This is a genomic window from Neopusillimonas aromaticivorans (genome assembly GCF_030344915.1).
GTDB classification, from domain to species: Bacteria; Pseudomonadota; Gammaproteobacteria; order Burkholderiales; family Burkholderiaceae_B; genus Neopusillimonas; species Neopusillimonas aromaticivorans.
In genome coordinates, this window is sequence record NZ_CP128233.1 from 1,558,521 (window position 1) to 1,577,788 (window position 19,268).

The 19,268-nt window shown below is 55.9% G+C and carries 20 protein-coding genes and 4 pseudogenes; 10 read left to right on the top strand and 14 right to left on the bottom strand.

The features are described from left to right. Positions 1-45 precede the first annotated feature (45 nt). The 3 genes and pseudogenes from N7E01_RS08470 to N7E01_RS08480 form a co-directional block, all read right to left on the bottom strand. Entirely contained in the window at positions 46-378 is a 333-nt protein-coding gene (locus N7E01_RS08470) for a MarR family winged helix-turn-helix transcriptional regulator (protein ID WP_289175552.1), read from the bottom strand. 111 nt (positions 379-489) lie between these two features. Next, positions 490-2,292, bottom strand: a complete 1,803-nt coding sequence (locus N7E01_RS08475; protein WP_289175554.1) for an acyl-CoA dehydrogenase family protein — start codon at positions 2,290-2,292, stop codon at positions 490-492. Between the two features lie 5 nt (positions 2,293-2,297). Further along, positions 2,298-3,025, bottom strand: a pseudogene (locus N7E01_RS08480) (crotonase/enoyl-CoA hydratase family protein). On the opposite strand from N7E01_RS08480, the gene N7E01_RS08485 reads away from it, so the two are divergent. The 4 genes and pseudogenes from N7E01_RS08485 (at position 2,957) to N7E01_RS08500 (ending at position 5,155) form a co-directional block, all read left to right on the top strand. Then, entirely contained in the window at positions 2,957-3,142 is a 186-nt protein-coding gene (locus N7E01_RS08485) for a hypothetical protein (RefSeq protein ID WP_289175872.1), read from the top strand. The pseudogene N7E01_RS08480 and the gene N7E01_RS08485 overlap by 69 nt on opposite strands. 131 nt (positions 3,143-3,273) lie before the next feature. Beyond that, positions 3,274-4,158: a CHASE domain-containing protein gene (locus N7E01_RS08490; RefSeq protein ID WP_289175556.1), complete on the top strand. Its 885-nt coding sequence runs from the start codon at positions 3,274-3,276 to the stop codon at positions 4,156-4,158. Positions 4,159-4,244: 86 nt separating this feature from the next. Beyond that, positions 4,245-4,631: pseudogene (locus N7E01_RS08495) on the top strand (PAS domain-containing protein); the annotation flags it as partial. A gap of 131 nt (positions 4,632-4,762) precedes the next feature. Next, positions 4,763-5,155, top strand: coding sequence for a diguanylate cyclase domain-containing protein (locus N7E01_RS08500; protein ID WP_289175558.1), 393 nt, complete (start codon positions 4,763-4,765; stop codon positions 5,153-5,155). 49 nt (positions 5,156-5,204) lie between these two features. Here the strand turns inward: N7E01_RS08500 and N7E01_RS08505 are convergent, their stop codons facing one another. Together N7E01_RS08505 and N7E01_RS08510 are read right to left on the bottom strand one after the other, a co-directional pair. Then, positions 5,205-5,510 (bottom strand): hypothetical protein, encoded by a 306-nt coding sequence (locus N7E01_RS08505; RefSeq protein ID WP_289175560.1) that lies wholly within the window; start codon positions 5,508-5,510, stop codon positions 5,205-5,207. Further along, the gene (locus tag N7E01_RS08510) at positions 5,507-5,728 is read right to left on the bottom strand and encodes a hypothetical protein (protein WP_289175562.1); all 222 of its coding nucleotides are present in this window, start codon (positions 5,726-5,728) and stop codon (positions 5,507-5,509) included. The genes N7E01_RS08505 and N7E01_RS08510 overlap by 4 nt, the downstream gene beginning before the upstream one ends. A 161-nt stretch (positions 5,729-5,889) precedes the next feature. Here N7E01_RS08510 and N7E01_RS08515 point away from each other — a divergent pair, with 161 nt between their 5' ends. From N7E01_RS08515 to N7E01_RS08540, 6 genes are all read left to right on the top strand, one after another. After that, on the top strand, positions 5,890-6,213 hold the full coding sequence (locus N7E01_RS08515) for a winged helix-turn-helix domain-containing protein (RefSeq protein ID WP_289175563.1): 324 nt from the start codon (positions 5,890-5,892) through the stop codon (positions 6,211-6,213). A 48-nt stretch (positions 6,214-6,261) separates the two neighbouring features. Next, on the top strand, positions 6,262-7,056 hold the full coding sequence (locus tag N7E01_RS08520; protein ID WP_289175565.1) for a bestrophin-like domain: 795 nt from the start codon (positions 6,262-6,264) through the stop codon (positions 7,054-7,056). Between the two features lie 156 nt (positions 7,057-7,212). Next, positions 7,213-8,331, top strand: a complete 1,119-nt coding sequence (locus N7E01_RS08525) for a porin (protein WP_289175567.1) — start codon at positions 7,213-7,215, stop codon at positions 8,329-8,331. After that, entirely contained in the window at positions 8,331-9,020 is a 690-nt protein-coding gene (locus N7E01_RS08530; RefSeq protein ID WP_289175569.1) for an ABC transporter ATP-binding protein, read from the top strand. Before N7E01_RS08525 ends, N7E01_RS08530 begins: the two co-directional genes overlap by 1 nt. 67 nt (positions 9,021-9,087) lie before the next feature. Next, positions 9,088-10,026 carry an ABC transporter substrate-binding protein gene (locus N7E01_RS08535; RefSeq protein ID WP_289175772.1) on the top strand — a complete coding sequence of 313 codons (939 nt, stop codon included), beginning with the start codon at positions 9,088-9,090 and terminating at the stop codon, positions 10,024-10,026. Positions 10,027-10,063: 37 nt separating this feature from the next. Beyond that, a complete protein-coding gene (locus N7E01_RS08540; RefSeq protein WP_289175570.1) occupies positions 10,064-11,746 on the top strand; it encodes an ABC transporter permease in 1,683 nt (560 codons plus the stop codon). Positions 11,747-11,766: 20 nt separating this feature from the next. Here N7E01_RS08540 and N7E01_RS19390 read toward each other — a convergent pair. From N7E01_RS19390 to N7E01_RS08595, 9 genes and pseudogenes are all read right to left on the bottom strand, one after another. Next, a pseudogene (locus N7E01_RS19390) lies at positions 11,767-13,367 on the bottom strand (methyl-accepting chemotaxis protein). A 174-nt stretch (positions 13,368-13,541) separates the two neighbouring features. Then, entirely contained in the window at positions 13,542-13,697 is a 156-nt protein-coding gene (locus tag N7E01_RS08555) for a hypothetical protein (protein ID WP_289175572.1), read from the bottom strand. Then, the gene (locus N7E01_RS08560; protein WP_289175575.1) at positions 13,694-14,188 is read right to left on the bottom strand and encodes a zinc-binding dehydrogenase; all 495 of its coding nucleotides are present in this window, start codon (positions 14,186-14,188) and stop codon (positions 13,694-13,696) included. The genes N7E01_RS08555 and N7E01_RS08560 overlap by 4 nt, the downstream gene beginning before the upstream one ends. Next, on the bottom strand, positions 14,109-14,660 hold the full coding sequence (locus N7E01_RS18715) for an alcohol dehydrogenase catalytic domain-containing protein (protein WP_350494988.1): 552 nt from the start codon (positions 14,658-14,660) through the stop codon (positions 14,109-14,111). The genes N7E01_RS08560 and N7E01_RS18715 overlap by 80 nt, the downstream gene beginning before the upstream one ends. A 148-nt stretch (positions 14,661-14,808) precedes the next feature. Then, on the bottom strand, positions 14,809-16,008 hold the full coding sequence (locus N7E01_RS08570) for an AMP-binding protein (RefSeq protein WP_289175579.1): 1,200 nt from the start codon (positions 16,006-16,008) through the stop codon (positions 14,809-14,811). Next, a complete protein-coding gene (locus N7E01_RS08575) occupies positions 15,897-16,538 on the bottom strand; it encodes an AMP-binding protein (protein ID WP_289175581.1) in 642 nt (213 codons plus the stop codon). Before N7E01_RS08575 ends, N7E01_RS08570 begins: the two co-directional genes overlap by 112 nt. Continuing rightward, a complete protein-coding gene (locus N7E01_RS08580) occupies positions 16,535-17,290 on the bottom strand; it encodes a citryl-CoA lyase (protein ID WP_289175583.1) in 756 nt (251 codons plus the stop codon). The genes N7E01_RS08575 and N7E01_RS08580 overlap by 4 nt, the downstream gene beginning before the upstream one ends. Before the next feature lie 18 nt (positions 17,291-17,308). Beyond that, positions 17,309-18,462: pseudogene (locus N7E01_RS18720) on the bottom strand (CaiB/BaiF CoA transferase family protein). Next, a complete protein-coding gene (locus N7E01_RS08595) occupies positions 18,459-19,232 on the bottom strand; it encodes an IclR family transcriptional regulator (RefSeq protein ID WP_289175587.1) in 774 nt (257 codons plus the stop codon). Before N7E01_RS08595 ends, N7E01_RS18720 begins: the two are co-directional and overlap by 4 nt. Positions 19,233-19,268: the final 36 nt, after the last annotated feature.

Below are 19,268 nucleotides of genomic sequence, written 5' to 3' on the forward strand. Positions count from 1 at the left end.
ATGTCTGCCAGAAAATATGCTGGCAGACATTATCGCGCCTGAAGGCTAAAGGAATACTTTCTGCAACAGATGAATCAGCTGATCGTGTTCATCTGCACTAAGTGATGCGGGCCGTTCAAGGTTGGCTACGCTGCTTTTGGTTTTTTCGTACAGCGCCTGGCCTTGCGGCGTCAACGCTACGATGTGCGAGCGTTTGTCGCGAGGGTTGCGTTGACGTTCCAGCAGGCCGTTTTCCTGCATCCGGTCGAGCAGCGTCGCCAGGTTCGGCGGGGAAACGTTGATCGTTTCCCCGATACGTTTCTGGTTGATTTGCAGATTTTCAGCGACCAGGGCAAGTACCGTGAACTCAACCGGTTTAAGCTTGTATTTGGCCAGCAACCGCTTGATAGGGGGTAACTTTCAGGTAAGCCTGCAAGCAGTTGTACCCCAACAGACTCAGCAAGAATGTCTGGTCTATCGGGGGTGATGCCAAAGAGGTTGAGTGACCGGTCATTGCACGTTCAGATCGCCCCGGAAGTCTTGAAGACCCTGGGTTTTTGCGCGGGCAAGACACGTTTCAACCACACCAGCCAACTGCAAGGTTTCCGGCAAAATGTAGGTGAAATAGTAATCGGCTGTGTGACGTTTGGCATCATAGAATGCCGGGTCATTGTCATGCAACGTGGTGGCTGTTTGCGAGGCTTTCAGCCACAGCCAGGACAAAATGCAATGTCCCGTCAGTCGCATCATTTCCGAAGCAACATGGTAGGGCAAGACCGGATGTTCCAGCGAAGCCTGGCCGACACGCTCTGTCAGATCGCGCAACGTTGCAGTCAGCTTTTGCACCGCTGTTACGGCCACCGAAAGGTCCTTATCGGCATTGGCGGCCAAGGTGGCGTCAATGGTGTCAAGCAGTTGGCCCAGACGGTGGCCTTTATCGGCCAGGATTTTGCGCATTAACAGGTCGATGGCCTGAATTTCGTTGGTGCCTTCGTAAATCATGGTGATACGGACATCGCGCATATATTGCTCGATACCGGTTTCACAGACATAGCCATGTCCACCGTAAATTTGTACGGCGTTGCTGGCCCCAGCAAACCCCTGATCGGTCATGACGGCTTTGATGATGGGGGTCAGCAAGGCCAGTTGCTCATCCATTTCTTTGCGTTGGGCTGGATCGGGATGGTGTTCGGCGCCATCGAGCAGCAGGGCGCTGTAGTAGGTCAACATGCGGCCGCCTTCCACCCAGGCGCGTTGGCTCATCAGCAGGCGTTGCATGGCCGGGTGCATCACAATCGGGTCGGCCGGTTCGTTTTTGCGGCTTTCCGGGCGATTGACGGCCCGTGACTGGATGCGTTCGTTGGCGTAGGCCAAGGAGTTCTGGTAAGCAGTTTCGGCAATGCCAACACCACCAATGCCAACTTGCAAGCGCGCCGAATTCATCATAACGAACATGGCGGCAAGACCGCGGTGGGGTTCACCCACAAGCCAGCCTGTGGCGTCGTCAAATTGCATGGTGCAGGTCGGGCTGCCATGGATACCCATTTTGTGTTCCAGGCCGGTGCAGATCAGGCTGTTACGTTGTCCGGCGCGTTCACCCTCCGGGAAAATTTTGGGCACGACAAATAGCGAAATGCCTTTACTTCCGGCCGGTGCGTCGGGCAAACGTGCCAACACCAGGTGGACAATGTTTTCGGTGATGTCCTGGTCACCCCCGGAAATAAAAATTTTGGTGCCCGTGATGCGATAGCTGCCATCATCATTCGAGATGGCTTTGGTGCGCAGCAGCCCAAGGTCACTGCCGGCATGAGGTTCCGTCAGGCACATGGTGGCCAGCCATTCACCGCTGACAATTTTCGGCAGGTAAGTTTTTTTGATGTCTTCCGTGGCATAACGGTGAATGCACGAATAGGCGCCATGCAGCAAGCCGGGGAACATGGTCCAGGCCAGGTTGGTGGCGTTCAGCATTTCGTACAACACACTGTTCAGCGTATGCGGCAGACCTTGTCCGCCATATTCCGGGTCGCAGGCCAGTGCGGGCCAGCCGGCTTCACAGAACTGGTGATACGCGCTGGCAAAACCTGCGGGTGTCTTGACCTGACCGTTTTCAAGACGACAACCTTCGGCATCGCCAACAGCGTTCAGGGGGAACAGGATTTCGCTGGCGTAACGGCCAGCCTCTTCAATGACCTGTTGCATCAGGTCCTGGTCAATTTCCGCAAACTCAGGGTATTGCTGCAGCACGCTGGCGGCCTGGAACATGTCGGCCAGTACGAACTGGATATCTTTAAGCGGGGGACGGTAGGCAAACATGGTGATCAGCTCCGTTGGACTTTGTTTTTCTTCTGGTCGAGGAATTCGGCCAGAAGACGCTGGGTGGCCGGGTCAGTCTGGGCAACTGCCGCCATAAGTGATTCGGTGGCCAGGCCATCCTGGATGCTTTGGTCGGCAATGCGCGGCAGCATGTGCATGACCCCGTAGTTGGTCATTTCGGCATTGGTGGCAATGCCTTGAGCCAGTTCCATGGCTTTTTTCAGGCCTTCACCGGGTTCTGTCAGGTAGGTTGAAATGCCCACTTGCTGGCCTTCTTCGGCATTAAGTACCCTGCCGGTCAGCATCAGGTCGGACATGCGGTTCACACCAATCAGGCGCGAAATGCGCACTGAACCGCCGCCGCCGACATACAGCCCGCGTTTGCCTTCGGGCAGGGCATAAAAGGCGCTTGTTTCGGCGACCCGGATATGCGCTGATGAGGCCAGTTCCAGACCGCCCCCGACAACGGCGCCATGCAAGACCGCAATGACCGGTGCCCGACCAAACTGGATTTTTTCAAAGGCTTCGTGCCAGGCCCGGGAGTGCATGACGGCCTGGGGAACGCTCTGTTCACGGGCTTCGGACAAGTCGAGGCCGGCGCAAAAGCTTCGCCGTCACCATTCAGAATGATGGCTTTGACTGACTCTGGCATGGTGCCAAAGCAATGGTTCAGTTCGGCGACCAGATCAAGGTTGATGGCATTGCGTTTTTTGGCGCGGGTGAGGGTGACCAACGCGATGGCATCAATGTATTTGACGGCAATCAGTTGGTACGAACGGGTTTCGGTAGTTTGGGTGGACATGTTCAGAAAGCTCACAAGAAACGGGGTATAAATTCTAATTACTTATAAATCATAATATTTATCTTTTATAAATAATATAGGGTGAACCCTTATTTGACCCACTTGCTTTTTTCTTGTCCGTGCAATTCAATAGAGCGGTCTAATTAAGCTCTTGGGCTTCAAGGCAAGGAATGCGCCGCTTGCTGTTCCGGTTGGCCCGGTTTTTGCGTCATCGTTTGCTGGTTTTGCCTGTTGTGGTGTTCGTAAGCGGTGGGTTGCTGACGTATGCCTCTTGGGCGGCCTTTGATCGTCTGGCGCAATCTGAAGTCCAGCACGCGTTTTCGCTGCGTGCCGATCAAACCATTGATCGTTTTCAACGTCGTTTTTCAAGCTATCAAGATACGCTGGATGCCATCCGGGCGTTATTTGTGGCGTCCGACCATGTTGACCACAAAGAGTTCATTGATTTTGTCGGCACATTGAGCTTCGATACCCGTTCGCCAGGTACGGTCGCCTTAGGGTATATCGAATTGTTTGAGGGCGGTCAGCACGCCCCGATCGTTTATATCTATCCGGAAAATACGCGTAATCTGTCGATTCTCGGGCTGGATTCATTCAAGGATCCTGTGCGCAAGAGTGCCATGTCCGAGGCCATGCAAACCAATAGACCTGTACTCAGCAACCCGGTTTTATTGTTTCAGAATGATCCCGACATCATTCGCGGGGTAGCGCCAAATGAACCGTTGGGATACTTGTTGTATTTGCCGGTAAATATGGCAGGTTCCGGCCAATCGTCCACTGCGGCCGGTTGGGTTTACATTGCGTTCCGGCTTGATGAGGCATTGGCGGCCATGTTCGACGGAGAAACCGTCGTTCTTGATTACGAAATCTTTGACACGACCAATCCTGCCGATGTTCGCCCTGTTTTTCAGTCCAGCATTGCGCCTGATGCACGTCCACCTGGCTTTTCACCTTTGGTAGCTGAACGAACGCTGAGCATGCTGGGTCGAAACTGGCATGTCAGGGTTTTTCAACCTGGCAATTTCAACGGGCCTTCGAGCCGCCTACGGGTGGCTGGATTGTGATGCTTGGCCTTATTGTGAGTGCGTTTCTGGCGTTGCTGTCCTGGTTGTTTCTTGATCGTACCCGGGGTTTGCGCCTGATTCGTCGCATGAATCACCAGTTGCGCAACAGCGAACAGCGCTGGAAATATGCACTTGAGGGGGCTGGTGACGGGGTCTGGGATTACGATTTGCGGCAAGGCAAGATCCATGTTTCGGCACGCTGGAAGCAGATGTTGGGGTACGAGCCCACAGATTTGCCCGATAGTCGCGACAGCTGGGCAGATATGATTCATCCGGAAGACTACCCGGTCATTGAAAAAACGCTGGCGGGTTATATCAGGGGCGATTTGGCCGACTATGCCGTGGAATATCGCATGCACTGCAAAGATGATTCCTGGAAATGGGTTTTGGCCAGGGGTATGGTGGTTGAGCGCAGTACATCGGGTGTTGCCGTGCGTATGGTGGGTACCACTACCGATATCTCACGGATGAAGGCGTCCGAAGAATTGATCTGGCGACAGGCCAATTTTGATGCCCTCACAGGTATTCCGAACCGGCGCATGTTTTTTGAGCGTTTGCAGATGGAAATCCAGCGGGTTCAGCGCTACGGGGGGCCTTTGCGTTGTTGTTCATTGACCTTGACGAGTTCAAGGAAATCAATGACCAGCGCGGTCACAATATTGGGGATGAAGTGCTCAAGTGCATTACTGACCGGTTGTTGGGGCTGGTGCGCAGTACCGATCTGGTCGCGCGGCTGGGCGGCGACGAGTTCACCATCATCATGAATCAGGTGAGTTCTGATGCCGACCTTGAAATCATTGTCCAGAAAATACTTTCAGCGGTTCAAAGCCCGATTCAACTTGACGGGTTTACAGCGTCGGTGTCAGCCAGTATTGGTGTTGTTACGTGCCCGGGTGATGGCTTCAATGCGGACGAACTGTTGAATAAATCAGATCGTGCGATGTACGTCGCCAAAGCGAAAGGCAAGAATCAGTGGCAGCGCTATCAGAGTAGTTGACCGTTACATGCTTTTTTGTAACTTTATGTTTGATGATACCCGCTTGTCATCACGGGTTGGGGTTGTCCATCGGGCGCCGTGGAATCAGGGCTAGCAGCATTTTTACGATGTACAGCACAATGATCGCGCCCACAATATCGCCCGTGATCATGGCGACCAGACTTTTAAGCGAGACCGGTGCCGTACCGTTCAGCCAGAACCAGAAATGGTGAAGGCCGCTGCTGGTGATGCCGAAAGCAACACAGCACACCAGCAAACGTTGCGGCGACAGGTTGATTAGTGATTCAGCCAGACCAAAATGGTGTCGTGCTGAAAGATAGACCAGATACGGTGCCATGGCAGATACGAAACTCAAGCCGGCGGAGTAAACCCATTGATCTGGAAAAAATACTGGGTTGTGATGAACAACGTGGCCAGACCTATGCCGGTGACACCCCACACACCAAACAGCAATGTACATAACAGACGGATGCCTGCGGGCAAAAATATCCAATTAACGCCGGGAAATTCCTGCAGTTCGGTAAATGCCATTTCATTCAGCGCCATGGTGCCCAGATATAACCCGACGGACATGGTAACCATGCTGACTTGTAATACTATTTGTGACATTTACCCGGTTGTCCTACAAAAAATCCACTGCTAAGATCAGAACACGTAATTTCAGGTTTTATTACCTTTTCAAACCCCACCACGGTTAACACCATGAAAGAAAAACTCGTCCCGCCGACATTTACATGCGTTTCTTGCAGTTGGCCGAGTCCTTACGTGGTTTGCCCTCGCTGCCAGCCCTTGACCCACTCGAAGAGCGCATTTTGCAAATGGTGGCATTCGCGACCAAAGAAGCGGCACGTCTGTCGGTTCGCGACATGATGGCCCATTCTGAATTAGGTTCACCGGCAACTATACACAACCGGCTTAAATCCATGCGTGCCAAAGGCTGGATTATGCTGACCGATACCGAAGATTCACGTCGCAAGCAGGTGACACTGACCCAGGCGGCGTTGCTGCATTTCGACAAGTTGTCCAAGTGCCTTATGCAGGCGGCCAAAGAAAGCTAGAATCCACGGCATTGCGCAATCGGGCGCTGTTTACTGGTTTTTGTTGCGATGCCTGGACTTGTTGATTTTGTTGATAGCTATTCCTGGGCGTTGCTCTTTGGCATTTTTGTCGTGCTCAGTGGTTCGGCGTTATTGGGCAAGTTCGCCGGGGTACGCACTAAAAAAGATAATGCCGATGTCGAAGATGAACTGAAAATCGTTCTGGGTGCTTCGCTGTCGTTGTTTGGTTTGCTTGTGGGCTTTATGTTGTCGTTTTCCATGAGCGGTTACGATGCCCGCATGGTCGCCGAGGAAAACGAAGCCATTGCCATCGGCAATGCGTTTCAACGTACCACATTGCTCGACGAGCGCCATCAAAATCAGGCCAAAGTCATTCTTACCGATTACCTGAATCTGCGTATTCAGTTTTACGAAACGCTCGACGAAGACAAGCGTGAAAAAATCCGCTTTGAGTCCATCACCATGCAGGTCCACATGTGGGCGCTGATCAGCAAGATTGCCATCCAGAACCCCAATCCGGTGCTGACGTCGGCCTTGAATGCCTGCAATGACCTGTACATTGCGCAACAGAAAACAATGTCAAGCTGGCGTCACAAAATACCCCAGGCGGCATGGGTTGTCCTGGTCGTGTTTGGTATTTTCAGTAATTACCTGATTGGTCGAACCATCCGAAACCGGCGGGGCAGCCAGTCTTTGTTGCTCATCATTCCTGCCATTTCTGCTTTGGCGATGTTCATGATTGCCGAGATTGATGTTCCGGGTAAAGGCATTGTTCATGTCGAACCGGATAACCTGAAGTCAATCCATCTGATGTTGAGTACCACCGGCTTGGCCGGGCGTTAAGTACCATTCTTCATTCTCTTTGGAACAGACGTGTCAGACGTCTGATCGTTCGCAAACGCTTTAATGCCCCTGTTTTGCGTTCTGGTTCGTCACGGTTTTGTCACGCGCACTGACTACACTGCCGGTTCCGATCAAATCCCAAAGAGGATAAATTTAATGATGTGTATTTCCTTCCCCAAGGCGGGCAAGGCGCTTTCGTGCGCGCTTCTGATTCTTCCCGCTGTTTCCCACGCAAAAAATACGTCCAACGTGCAGCTGTACGGCATTCTTGATGCAGGTATGCAATACCTGAGCAACGGGCCCGGAGGCAACGACATGACGGGCCTGAGTTCGGGCAATCTGAATGGTTCACGCTGGGGCTTCAAAGGCAGTGAAGATCTCGGTGACGGGCTCAAGGCCGTTTTTACCCTGGAATCGGGCATTTCAATGACAGATGGCACTACCTTGCAGGGCGGCCGCCTGTTTGGTCGTCAGGCCTATGTGGGGTTGTCCAGTAAACATTTGGGTGAACTGACGCTAGGTCGTCACAATACCCTGATGATCGACTGGATGAGCAAATACAGCCCATTCGCCAACGCCAATTTTTCAGGCAAGCGTGCTGATCCTGCATTTTCGGATCGCATGGATAATTCGATCAAGTATGTCGGCAAATTTGGTGGTTTCAGCGTAGGTGCCTACTACAGTACGGCGTGGAACAATGCACAGGACTGGGAAGACAAGAAGCGCGGTCGCATGATAGGTGCAGGGGTGCGTTATGCCGCCGGGGCGCTGGATGCGGCAGTGCTGTATCACAGCAAACATGCCAACGCCCCCAGGGCCGGAGCCGACAGCAGCAATCGCGAAGATCGCATTCTTGCGGGTGTGTCGTACAAGCTGGATGCCTTCACGGTTTATGGCGGGTATCGCTGGCTCAAGCAACGTCTGACACGGGAAGATTTTCGCAGTGACATGTACTGGGCGGGCGTACAGTACCGGCCCAGCAAACCGACCCGGCTTTCGCTGGCGGTATTCCGCGTGAATGGGACAGTATGCGACAACCTGAACAATGCTGCATGTCCGGCTGTTCAGGGCGCAGGCAAGGATCAAAAGCCGACTTTGCTGTTGCTGGGTGGTGAGTACGATCTGTCCAAGCGGACAACGCTGTATGCCTTGAGTGCGTATGCAATCAACAAAGAAGGTTCTTCGTTGAGTGTGGCGGGTGGCAACTATGGCGCCAATGTTGAGCCGGGCAAAAATCAGTTCGGTTTGCAGATTGGCATGCGCCACCGTTTCTGATGAGCGGATCACCTCAGCAGGGGACAACCCTGACGTTGCGTGGTTTGCGTCACGCCTTCGGCGGCCAGGTCGTATTGAATGACGTGGACCTGACGGTTCCGGCGGGCACGATCACTGCCCTGCTCGGTCCATCGGGTTGCGGCAAAAGTACCCTGCTGAAGGCGGTTGCCGGGCTGTTGCGATTGCAGTCCGGCACCATTCAGTTTGATGACCAGTTCATGTGTAACGGCACTGTGTTTGAACCGCCGGAGTCGCGGGGTCTGGGTATGGTGTTTCAGGACTATGCCCTGTGGCCACACATGACGGTGGAAGGCAATGTGGGATTTCCGTTGCGGATGCGACGGGTAACCCGTACCGAACGTGAACGTCGGGTGGCTGACGCCTTGCGGATGGTTGGCCTTGCAAGCCATGGCCAGCGCAGGCCCGCACAACTTTCAGGCGGACAGCAGCAGCGTGTTGCATTGGCGCGCGCCATTGTGGCGCAGCCTCGCGTTTTGCTGTTCGATGAGCCGCTTTCAAATCTGGATCGCAACCTTCGCGAAACCCTCTGTCGGGAAATCGGCGATTTGCTCGGGAAACTGGGCATTACGGCCATTTATGTCACCCATGATCATGATGAGGCACGTGCACTGGCACACCAGATTGCCCATATGGATCAGGGTCGCATTACCCGGATCACTACTGCATAACTCAAGGATACCCACTAAAATGCAAGCCCCAGGAAAAACCAAACATCTTTTTTCAGCGCTCATCTTGATGGCCAGCTCGCTCTTCGCATCGGCAACCTATTCCCAGACATTGACTGTTTACACCGCAGGCCCAGGCGGGCTGATCAAGAACCTGGCATCGGGTTTTGAAGCTGAAACCGGTATCAAGGTGGACGTTTTCCAGGCCACCACAGGCAAGGTGATGGCCCGTCTGGAGGCCGAAGCGGCCAATCCCCGCGTGGACCTGCTGGTCTCGGCCTCGTGGGACACCGCGCTTGATCTGGACCAGCGCGGTTTGCTGGTGCCGCATCAAAGCAAGAATGCGGCCCAGGTGCCTGATCAGTTCAAAGCCGACAACTATATTGCCCAAGGTATTGCCGCCCTGGGTATTGTCTGGAATACCAACAGTGGTACGCCAGAACCCAAAGACTGGGCTGACCTGATCGACCCGGCATTTCGCGACAAGGTGACCATGCCTGACCCTGCACTTTCGGGCGCCGCGCTGGATTTGCTGCTGGGGTTGCAGCATAGCAACCCGAAAGAGGCCTGGGCATTGCTGGGCCAGCTGCGCGATAACGGCATGGTGGTATCGGGCCCTAACGCCCAAGCCTTGACACCGGTGCTGCAAGGGGCCAAGGCGGCCGTGTTTGGTGGCGTTGATTATGTCACTTACACCAGTATTGCCAAGGGTGAAAGCGTCAAGGTGATTTTCCCGGCCAGTGGTACGGTCATTGCACCGCGTCCGATGATGATTTTCAAATCCTCCAAACATCAGGATGAAGCCCGTCGATTCATTGACTATGTGCTTTCAGAGGCTGGCCAGGCAGCGGTTGCCAACGCCTGGTTGATGCCGGCACGCAGCGATGTCGGTGCGCGTCGTCCGTTGTTCAAAGAACTGAATGTACTGCCGCAAGACCAGGAGGGTTCTGGTACAACAGCACGAGGCGAAGCCTTGCAGCGTTTCAATACTCTTTTCGGTCGGCATTAACCCATAGCAGCCGGGGTTGCCCCGGCTGCGGTTTCCCATGAAATCTGCTTCTGTCATCGCCTTCATTACGCTGGCGGCGCTGGGTGTGCTCGTCGTTTTACCGATGGGCTTCGTTGTGCTGCAGGCGATCTTCCCTGAGTTGGGGGCTGGTTCTTTCCGGCAACCGTTCGGGGCCGTTATCTCAACCTTTTCCGACCCCGCCACGCTGACGTTGATCGGCAGCACTGTGGTGACTGGCATCGGGGTTGCCCTGGTGGCGGCGTGCCTTGGCATACCACTGGGGGCATTGCGTGCCCAGTTCCGGTTGCCGCTGGCAGGTTTGTGGGATTTATTGTTCCTTATTCCGTTCTTGCTCCCCCTACATTGCTGCACTGTCGTGGATATTGGCTTTGCAACCCGGGGGTACACCCAGCAGTTGTTTGGCTTCAATCTGGGTGCGCTGTTGTTTTCCCGAACCGGCATGATTCTGGTCATGGGCTTGAGTGCGTTTCCCATTGTCTACTTTGCGGTATCGCGCAGCATGATGGCGGCGGGTACGCGTCTGGCCGAGGCTGCACGGGTTTTTGGTGCATCACCCTGGCGGGCATTTGTGCAGGTTACGCTGCCGCTGGCGCTACCGGCAGTGGCCGCCAGTTTGCTGCTGGCGTTTACGCTGGCCATTGAGGAGTACGGTGTACCGGCCGCGTTAGGGTCGCAAGCCGGGGTCAGCATGCTGACAACCGCCATTGAGCGCCGTCTGGCCGACTGGCCGATTGACCCGCCTGGGGCGGCCTTGTTGTCGCTGGTGCTGGTGTGTCTGGCCATGACGGCGTACCTGACCCAACGCGCCTTGGTGGCCGGGCGTGATTATGAAACCACGACAGGCAAGGCCGCGGCCAGTCATCAGGCGGCATTGGGGCTCTGGTATGTACCGGTGATGCTGTTTTTTGGTTTGACGGCTTTGGTTGCCGTTGGCTGGCCGATTGCCTCGATGCTGGCTGCCTCGTTGTCAGGCACGGTGTCAGGGGGCTTGTCAGTCAGCAACCTGTCGCTGGGTAATTTTGCGGCGCTTTTTGATGTGAGTAATGAGGCGCTTCAGGCATTGGGTACCAGTGTTTCCCTGGCGGCTGCAACGGCGGTGCTGGCAGGGGGCGTTGGTTTTCTGGCGGCGTGGTCGGTGACTAAAGGCCGAGTCCCTGGCGCGGGTCTGATTGATGCCTGTTCATTGTTGCCTGCCGCGTTGCCGGGTGTGGTGGTTGGCGTTGGCCTGATTCTGGCCTGGAACCAACCCTTCTGGCCGGTCACGCCCTATGGCACGTGGCTGATTTTGCTGCTGTCGTACACCTGTCTGTTGTTGCCGTATCCGGTGCGTTATGTGGGCGCCGCTTTCCGGCAGATCAGTGACAGTCTTGAGGCTGCAGCGCGTGTGCATGGGGCATCGTTGTTGCGAACGTTATGGCATGTGTCGCTGCCCTTGTCATTGCCCAGCCTGATTGCCGCAATGCTGATGGTGTTTGCCGTGGCGTCACGCGAACTGGTGACGTCATTGCTGCTGGCCCCCGCCGGCGTGCAAACGGTTTCCATTTTTATCTGGCGTCAGTTCGAGCAAGGATCGATCGGGCAGGGTATGGCAATGGCAACCGTTGCCATAGTCATCAGTCTGGGATTGATGCTGGGCGGGTTGGCGTTGCAACGACGGGGGCATGAGGGAAATGGGGGCACAGCCCCCATTTCCCTCTAGTTTGGCAAGACAAACCAGGTTTAATGTCTGGCGTGCTGGCTTGTCGCCAGTTGTAAAACCATCCCTTGGCGCCCCTGGTGATGCTGCTCGTTGCTGTCCAGGCGGAACACGGCCATGATACGGGCCAGTTCGTTGGCTTGCTCTTTCAGGGCAACAGAGGCTGCAGCGGCTTCTTCGACCAGAGCGGCGTTTTGCTGGGTGACCTCGTCCATTTGCGAGATGGCCAGATTAACTTGCTCGATACCTGTCGTTTGCTCATGGCTGGCCATCGAAATTTCGCTGACGATGGCAGCAACGCGTTTGATGCTTTCAACAATTTCCTGCATGGTGTGGCCAGCGTCTCCGGCCAGACTGGCCCCGGCACCGGCTTGCTGAATGGACTCGCCAATCAGGGTCTTGATTTCCTTGGCAGCGGTTGCAGAGCGCTGGGCAAGCGCCCGCACTTCGCTGGCCACGACAGCAAACCCCCGGCCTTGTTCACCGGCTCGGGCGGCTTCCACGGCGGCATTCAGCGCCAGGATGTTGGTCTGGAAAGCAATGCTGTCGATAACGCCAATGATTTCCCCACTTTTGTTGCGGTCTGGTTCATGGCGTTCATCATGTCGACAACCTCCTGGACCAGGTCACCGCCCCGTGTTGCTACAGTCGATGCCGTGCTGGCCAGTTGGTTGGCATGGGCCGCATTATCACTGTTTTGTTTGACCGTAGAGGTCAGCTGTTCCATTGACGCGGCAGTTTCCTGCAAAGAACTGGCTTGTTCATCGGTGCGGGATGACAGGTCTTCGTTGCCGGCGGCGATTTCTCGAGTGGCGGTAGAGATGGATTCGGCACTGGCCCTGACCTGTGTGACGATGGAAGCCAGGTCTTTTTGCATGGCGCTGATGGCCTGAATGAGGCTGCCCGGATAACGGGCTTCGTTATCGATGACCATGGCGAGGTCACCACTGGCGATACGACGTGTCACTTCAACGGCTGCGGCAGGTTCGGCCCCCAGTTGCCGCATGATGCTGCGGGTCAGGTAGAACGCGATCACGACACCCAGGGCGATGGCCAGCAGGGCAACCACGATGCTCCAGAACAGCATTTTGTCGGTAAATTCGATGACTTGTGCTTTGGTAGCTTCAACCTGAGCTGTTTTTTCCTGGATCAGTTTTTGCAAGGCGGTGCGGATTTCCCGCCAGGTCGGCGTGTCGTTTTCCTTCAGGTAGTTGGCGGCGGCGCCGGGATCTTTTTGGGCCAACGTAACCGTTTGTGTAAGAATGAGCGCGCGCTTTTCTTGCAGCCCGGCGATATGTTTCAGGCTATCGGCCAGCCCGGGAACGATGTCTGTAAGCGCCTGGTTTTTGTTCAGAACCTCATTGAAGGCGACCACGGAGGCGTCGAGATTGGAGACGGCTTGCTTGTCGTTGGGGTCAAGAACGATGTTGCGCAGGGCCTGCCCGGTTTGCAAACCCTGGGCATAGAGCATGGTGCTGTTTTGCAGGACTTGCTGATCTGTATCGACAAAGGCGATGAAGCGGTTCTTGGCGCTTTGCATCCCGGCTAGGGCCAGGCCAAGGGCGATGCTACAGCCAGCCAAAACAAGGGCAACGCAAATCAACGTGCGGGTTCTGAGTTTCATGACGCGTAAGGTACCGGAGAGTAGGGAAGATGACCGCAGGGTAACGGATTGTATCGATCAAGTTTATGACACAACCCGTTAAATTGCCGTTATCGATTTACCTAGGTCAGACCACCAGTACCATACAGGTATGCGGACGCAACAGAATGACCCTGTGCGTCCGGGACAATCACCTTAACCTGCGGATGGCATGCGAAGGATGGGTTTGATGACTTTGCCTGATTTGGAGTCTTCCAGTGCCTGCTCGATTTGGTCCATATCGTAAAACTTGACCAAGCGGTCAAACGGGAAGCGCCCTTGCTGGAACAGTTCCACCAGTGCAGGAATCAACTGCCCCGAGCGGCCACCGCCGCCAAGCACCCCATGACATTTTTACCCCACAACGTGGTCAGGTGGTCGAGCGAAAAACGCGCACCTGCCGGTGCCGCGCCGATCAGTACCAGGTGGCCTCGCATGCCAATGGTTTCGGCCAGCTGTTCAATGACGGCAACAACACCGGTGCAATCAAACGCGTAGTCGACAGTGCTGCCGGTGATCTTCCGGATTTCTTCAACAATGTTTTGATCACGCGAATTGATGACATGGGTTGCACCGAACTCTTTGGCCAGTTCAAGCCGGTTGGGATGCACGTCAGCGACGATGATTTTTGTGACGCCCGAATTTTTGGCCGCCATGACGGCGGCAAGGCCAACGGCACCGACACCGGCAATCAAGACGGAGTCTCCGAGGCGCGGACGGGCTTCATTCAGGATGGCGCCGGCGCCAGTGGCCAGGCCGCACGCCAGTGGGCCAAGCAGTTCGATGGGTGTGTTGTCCGGCATTTTGACGAGGGCATCGGCCGAGACGATGGAATGGGTGGCAAACGATGACTGTCCGAAAAAATGGCCGTTCAGGGGTTCGCCATTGCGTGAGTAGGCCGATGTGCCTCTGGCCTCGCCTTTGAAGCGTCGGCCCGATACCAGTGCTTCGCCGGTGTTGAGGCAGTAGCGGGGTTGACCGTCGAGACAATTGCGGCAGGTACCGCAAGACGGCCAGCCGATAATGACCTTGTCGCACTGGGCTCACTTCAGTGACGCCGGGGCCGACCCGCTCCACAACGCCGGCACCTTCGTGACCGAGTACCGAGGGGAAGGGCATGGGCATGTCGCCTGCGCGGGTGACAGCGTCGGTATGACAGACGCCGCTGGCCACGATGCGCACCAGCGCCTCGCCGCGTCCGGGTTCCTCGAGGTCAATTTCCTGAAGTACGAAAGGGGCGTCTTTGTGTTCGACGACGAGCGCTTTGATTTTCATGGGGTTTCCTTGCAGTTGAATGACAGGAGGAGGCGTACCCGGTGCCTGCCGGCACCGGGACAGTGTGGTGCCTGTTGCCAGCACCAGACGCCAAAATCCATGCTTTATGTTCGCTTATTCGCCGGGGAGGGTCAAACCAGATTGGTTTTTAATCGGGATCTGTGACGTACAGGTGATTATTTTTCGAAATCGACAGCGTTATCAATGACACGGCTGTCTTTTTTAGTTGCGCCTTTGCCACTTTATGGGTGGGTGTCAGGGGCATGTTGTCAACCAGGCTAACGTAGCGCGGCACTTTGATGGGTGTGAGTCGATCACGGCACCAGGTGATGATGTCGGCAGGCAGGAGGGTCACGCCCGGTTTTGGGGTGACAGCGACAAGAATGTCTTCATCGCCAAAACTGGACGGTACACCAATGGCCGCTGCCAGCAGAACATCGGGGTGTTCGGCCACGATCCGGTCGAGTTCTTGCCCTGCAATGTTTTCCCCGCGACGCCGAATAATGTCTTTCTTGCGTGAAACAAAGTAGTAAAACCCGTCGGCATCGGCTTTGACCAGATCGCCCGTCATGAACCAACCGTCCTGAAAACTGGCACGGGTTTGTTCGTCGTCGCGAAAATAACCAAGCATCAGGATTGGTGTTTTGACCTGCAGCTCACCGGTTTCGCCTTGAGCGACGGGCTGACCGGCGTCATCGACAATTCGGCATTGCGCCCAGGGGTAATCAGGGTCCGGATGCTTGCACAAGACCCCCATGCTGTTGGGCCGCATGGGTCGGTCGAACGGGGTACTGAGCACACCCGGGATTTCGGTCATCGCGTAACCGCCGATCAGGATGGATACCTGAAAACGGTCAGTGAAGCGCTGTACTGATCCTTGCCGTACACCATAGATTTTTCGCAGTGTATGCTCTGGAATGTATTCTTTGTCGGCACGACTCAGCAATATGGAGACAATGGCTTCGATGACGTTTACCTGGGTCGCCTGCAAGGTTGCAACGCGCTGCCAGAAAGCCGACGCCGAGAACCGGGGTTCGATCAGCAGGGTTGCGCCTGCAGCCATGGCGCCGGCTACGGAATAAAACAACGCATTGATATGGAACATCGGCAGAATCAGCAACATACGCTCATCGGGCTGCAGATGCAGACGCTCGACGAAGGCTTCGCCGGCCAGCACCAGGTTATGGTGGCTGTGCAGCACGCCTTTCGGAAAGCCTGTTGTGCCCGAGGTGTAGATCATGACGCAGGGCGTGTCGGGGCTCGTGCCTGTGGCATGTTCGGATACTGATGACAGTACAGCGGAAATATCCGGCCTGGTGGCAAGCAGTCCGGCATCCAGCCCAAGCACGGTACACCCCTGCTGCTTTTGGCGAGTACTGCATTGACTGTCGTTCGCGCCTGTGCGTCACACACAATGACTGCGGGTTCGGCATGGTTTACCACGTAGGCCAGCTCTTCCGTCTTGAAGGCGGGGTTTACAGGTACAAAAATGGCCCCCAGCTGTGCACAGGCCAACAGGCACAACACATGCCATGCACTGTTGACACCGCTGACCAGAACCCGGTCGCCCGCGCCAGCACCGTGGCTGGCCAGTGTTTGTGCGACCAGTGCGGCATTGGTAACGGTCTGCCCCCAGGTCCAGGTGCTGTCCTCAAACTGCATGAATACCTGATTAGCCTGACGTTCGCACCGGCTGGCAAAGAAATCTGTCAACGTACCGTCGTGCGGTCGGAAGCGTTGTAATACCTGCAACGGGGTCAGGGCGGTGTCAGGCAGATGGTCGCCGGGCAGCGATGCAATGTCCGGGGTCGCGACAGGTGTCTCCAGTGATATCGCCCGAGCCGTGTGAGTGGCGTGTTCGTTTGGCGACAGCGTCATTGCTCTGGCTCCTGATAAGGTATGTTTTCGCGCGTCAGGCGCCAGATTTCACGCGCTGCGGGCTGGTTTTGTTCTTCAACGATATGGCCCAGCAGCCCGCCAGCACGCGACACGACGGCCACACCACGCATTGCACTTATCGGCACACCGATTTCCAGCAGCGCTGCCGCAATGGCACCTGTGGCGTTAATGGTCAGGTGCTTGCCGTATTCCAGATCAACGGCCTTTGACAACACGTGCAGCATGTGCACATAGGGGCCAGCCAGATGATTGTCGTCCAGTACCTTCAGAATGACTGGCGAGCGGGGGTCGTCTGGTTTGTGCAAGCGGTGACCGAAACCTGGCAAGGTTTGACGGGTGCGGTGATAGTGCGCCGCGACATTTGCACAGTACGTGGCAGGGTCTTCGCTGGACTGCGTACCAGCGAGAAGCAGCTCGGCACAGCCCTCCATGGTGCCGGCGAATACCGGTCCTACACTCAGCAGGCCGGCGGCAATGGCGACTTGCGACTGGTCCGGGACACTGTCAATGGCCAGACGGGTGATCAGGGATGTCGGGGTCCAGCCATGTTCCATCAGGGTCACCAGGCAGACGTCCAGCACGGCGGTCTGTGCTTGCGTGGGCAGTCTGCCGCACACAAGGAAGTAAAGCATTTCGGTGAAGGTGCGTTGGCCCATCAGGTCGTTGACGAGGTCTTTGCCGCGAACAGTGATCGAATGGGCGTCGGAAGTGGCAATGTGGGTAACAGCCATGGGTATGTGTCCTTGCACTCAGGCCTGGGTTTGGGGAAACAGTTCAAGCTGGTGCGCACCCAGCGCCGGAGCGACGGTACCCATGCCAGGGCGCTGGCCATTGATCGACAAGGGCAGGCCCAGGATTTTCAGGTGTTCATCACCGGTTTCGGCCAGCATGCCCAAGGCCTGGGTTTGCGGGTGTTCCAGGACTTGTGGAATCGAATGCACGGGGGCACACGGGACGCCAGCTGCTTCCAGCAACGGGATCCAGTGATCAAACCCTTTTTGCCGGATGATGTCGGCGACCATCGGTACCAGGATCTCGCGATTGCGGGTACGCTCGGCATTGGTCATAAAGCGAGGATCGTGTGTCCATTCCGGGTGGCCGATTGCGTTGGCCAGTTTCACGAACAGCCGATCATTACCCGCTGCAATGACCATTGGGCCGTTGACAGTATCAAAAGCCTGGTAGGGCGTCAGAGAGTTGTGACCCGTGCCTACGCGTGGGGAATCTTGCCGGTAGCACCATAATCCGCCACATGGCGGGCTACCCAGCCTAATGCGGTTTCAAACAAAGACGTTTGTACGATGGCACCTTTGCCAGTAACCTGCCGGTTTAACAAGGCAGTCAGAGCACCAATGACAGCCCACATACCCGTTCCCATATCGACAATTGACGGGCCAACTCGCGAGGCAGGGCCCGCTGGGTCCCCATTGACGCTGACCAGACCCGAAAAGGCTTGCAACAGAGGTTCGTAGCCCGGCTTTTGTTGTAACGGTCCGGCATGACCAAAGGCGTTCATGTCACAGTACACCAGCCGCGGGTTGTGAGCCATCAAGGTCGGGCCGTCAACGCCCAGTTTTTCGGGAACTCCGGGACGCAGGTTGTGAATGAACACGTCAGCCTTGGCTATCAGGTCCAGAAATGCCGCCTTATCCGTGGGTTGATCCAGCTCCAGCACCACCGATTTCTTGTTGCGATTCATAAGGTGAAATGTCGTGGACAGATCGTTTACGAATGGAGGCCCCCAGCCACGAGCGTCGTCGCCACCTGCTTTTTCGACCTTGATAACGTTAGCGCCCAAATCGCCGAAAACACACGCGGCATATGGGGCGGCCAGATTCTGGCCCAGTTCAACAACGGTGAGCCCGCTCAGGGCATCAAGGGGGCGATTGACCTCGGAATTCATGGGAGTCCTTGCGATGTAAAAATGAAGGGGTGGAGCGTTTCAGCACACCCCTGACGTCTAGCCGCCAGGGTGTGTCGACCAAATTCGCGTTCAAGTTCGGTACGGGTTTCAATCAGGGCCTCACGCATTGTGTCGATGACGTCTGAGCTGAAGCGTGAGCGCAAACCACTGACCGTTAGTGCACCCATCAGGTGGTCGGTCGCATCAAACAATGGCACGGAAACCGCAGCGGCGTCAGGGTCACGATCACCCAGCGAAACGACATAGCCATCGTTGCGAATGCGTTCAAAACGACTACCCTCAGCTCCGCCGAAGGCCAGCAAGACCAGGCCGGCAGCACCCCGGTCCAGTGGCAGGCGATCGCCCTCGTTGACATGGTGACGGATCGCCCGTGTGGAGTTTTCGCGCAGCAAGCAAACGCGTTCCTGGCCATCACGGATGTAATACGACACGGTCTCGTTGCTGAGGGCAGACAGCCGTTTGATCGCTTGCTGCAGCAATTCACTGTAGTCGAATGCTGCCTCGTGAGCTGCCGCCAGGCGGGCGCAGGCCGGGCCAAGCTGGAAACGGCCATCAGCACGGCGGCGCAAATAACCAAACTTTTCCAGCGACACGCTCAGGCGCAAGATCGTGCTTTTGTAGAACCCGGTTGTCTGTGACAGTTCGTGCAACGATAGTGTGCGTCGGGTTGAGGTAAAGGCACCCAGCAGGGTCAAAGCCCGTTCGACGGCCTCGACACCTTTTTCTGTTCCTTTTTCGGTTTGCACCATGTGTATCCCCTTGGTTCAGCGACGCCCTGAGTAGCG

What these genes read in the sequence shown, in the direction of transcription:
- N7E01_RS08475 (WP_289175554.1), bottom strand. Translation starts at nt 2,292, where the DNA reads ATGTTTGCCTACCGTCCCCCGCTTAAAGATATCCAGTTCGTACTGGCC.
- N7E01_RS08485 (WP_289175872.1), top strand. Translation starts at nt 2,957, where the DNA reads ATGGTTCAGTTCGGCGACCAGATCAAGGTTGATGGCATTGCGTTTTTT.
- N7E01_RS08510 (WP_289175562.1), bottom strand. Translation starts at nt 5,728, where the DNA reads ATGTCCGTCGGGTTATATCTGGGCACCATGGCGCTGAATGAAATGGCA.
- N7E01_RS08515 (WP_289175563.1), top strand. Translation starts at nt 5,890, where the DNA reads ATGCGTTTCTTGCAGTTGGCCGAGTCCTTACGTGGTTTGCCCTCGCTG.
- N7E01_RS08520 (WP_289175565.1), top strand. Translation starts at nt 6,262, where the DNA reads ATGCCTGGACTTGTTGATTTTGTTGATAGCTATTCCTGGGCGTTGCTC.
- N7E01_RS08525 (WP_289175567.1), top strand. Translation starts at nt 7,213, where the DNA reads ATGATGTGTATTTCCTTCCCCAAGGCGGGCAAGGCGCTTTCGTGCGCG.
- N7E01_RS08530 (WP_289175569.1), top strand. Translation starts at nt 8,331, where the DNA reads ATGAGCGGATCACCTCAGCAGGGGACAACCCTGACGTTGCGTGGTTTG.
- N7E01_RS08535 (WP_289175772.1), top strand. Translation starts at nt 9,088, where the DNA reads ATGGCCAGCTCGCTCTTCGCATCGGCAACCTATTCCCAGACATTGACT.
- N7E01_RS08540 (WP_289175570.1), top strand. Translation starts at nt 10,064, where the DNA reads ATGAAATCTGCTTCTGTCATCGCCTTCATTACGCTGGCGGCGCTGGGT.
- N7E01_RS08560 (WP_289175575.1), bottom strand. Translation starts at nt 14,188, where the DNA reads ATGCCGGACAACACACCCATCGAACTGCTTGGCCCACTGGCGTGCGGC.
- N7E01_RS18715 (WP_350494988.1), bottom strand. Translation starts at nt 14,660, where the DNA reads ATGAAAATCAAAGCGCTCGTCGTCGAACACAAAGACGCCCCTTTCGTA.
- N7E01_RS08575 (WP_289175581.1), bottom strand. Translation starts at nt 16,538, where the DNA reads ATGACGCTGTCGCCAAACGAACACGCCACTCACACGGCTCGGGCGATA.
- N7E01_RS08580 (WP_289175583.1), bottom strand. Translation starts at nt 17,290, where the DNA reads ATGGCTGTTACCCACATTGCCACTTCCGACGCCCATTCGATCACTGTT.
- N7E01_RS08595 (WP_289175587.1), bottom strand. Translation starts at nt 19,232, where the DNA reads ATGGTGCAAACCGAAAAAGGAACAGAAAAAGGTGTCGAGGCCGTCGAA.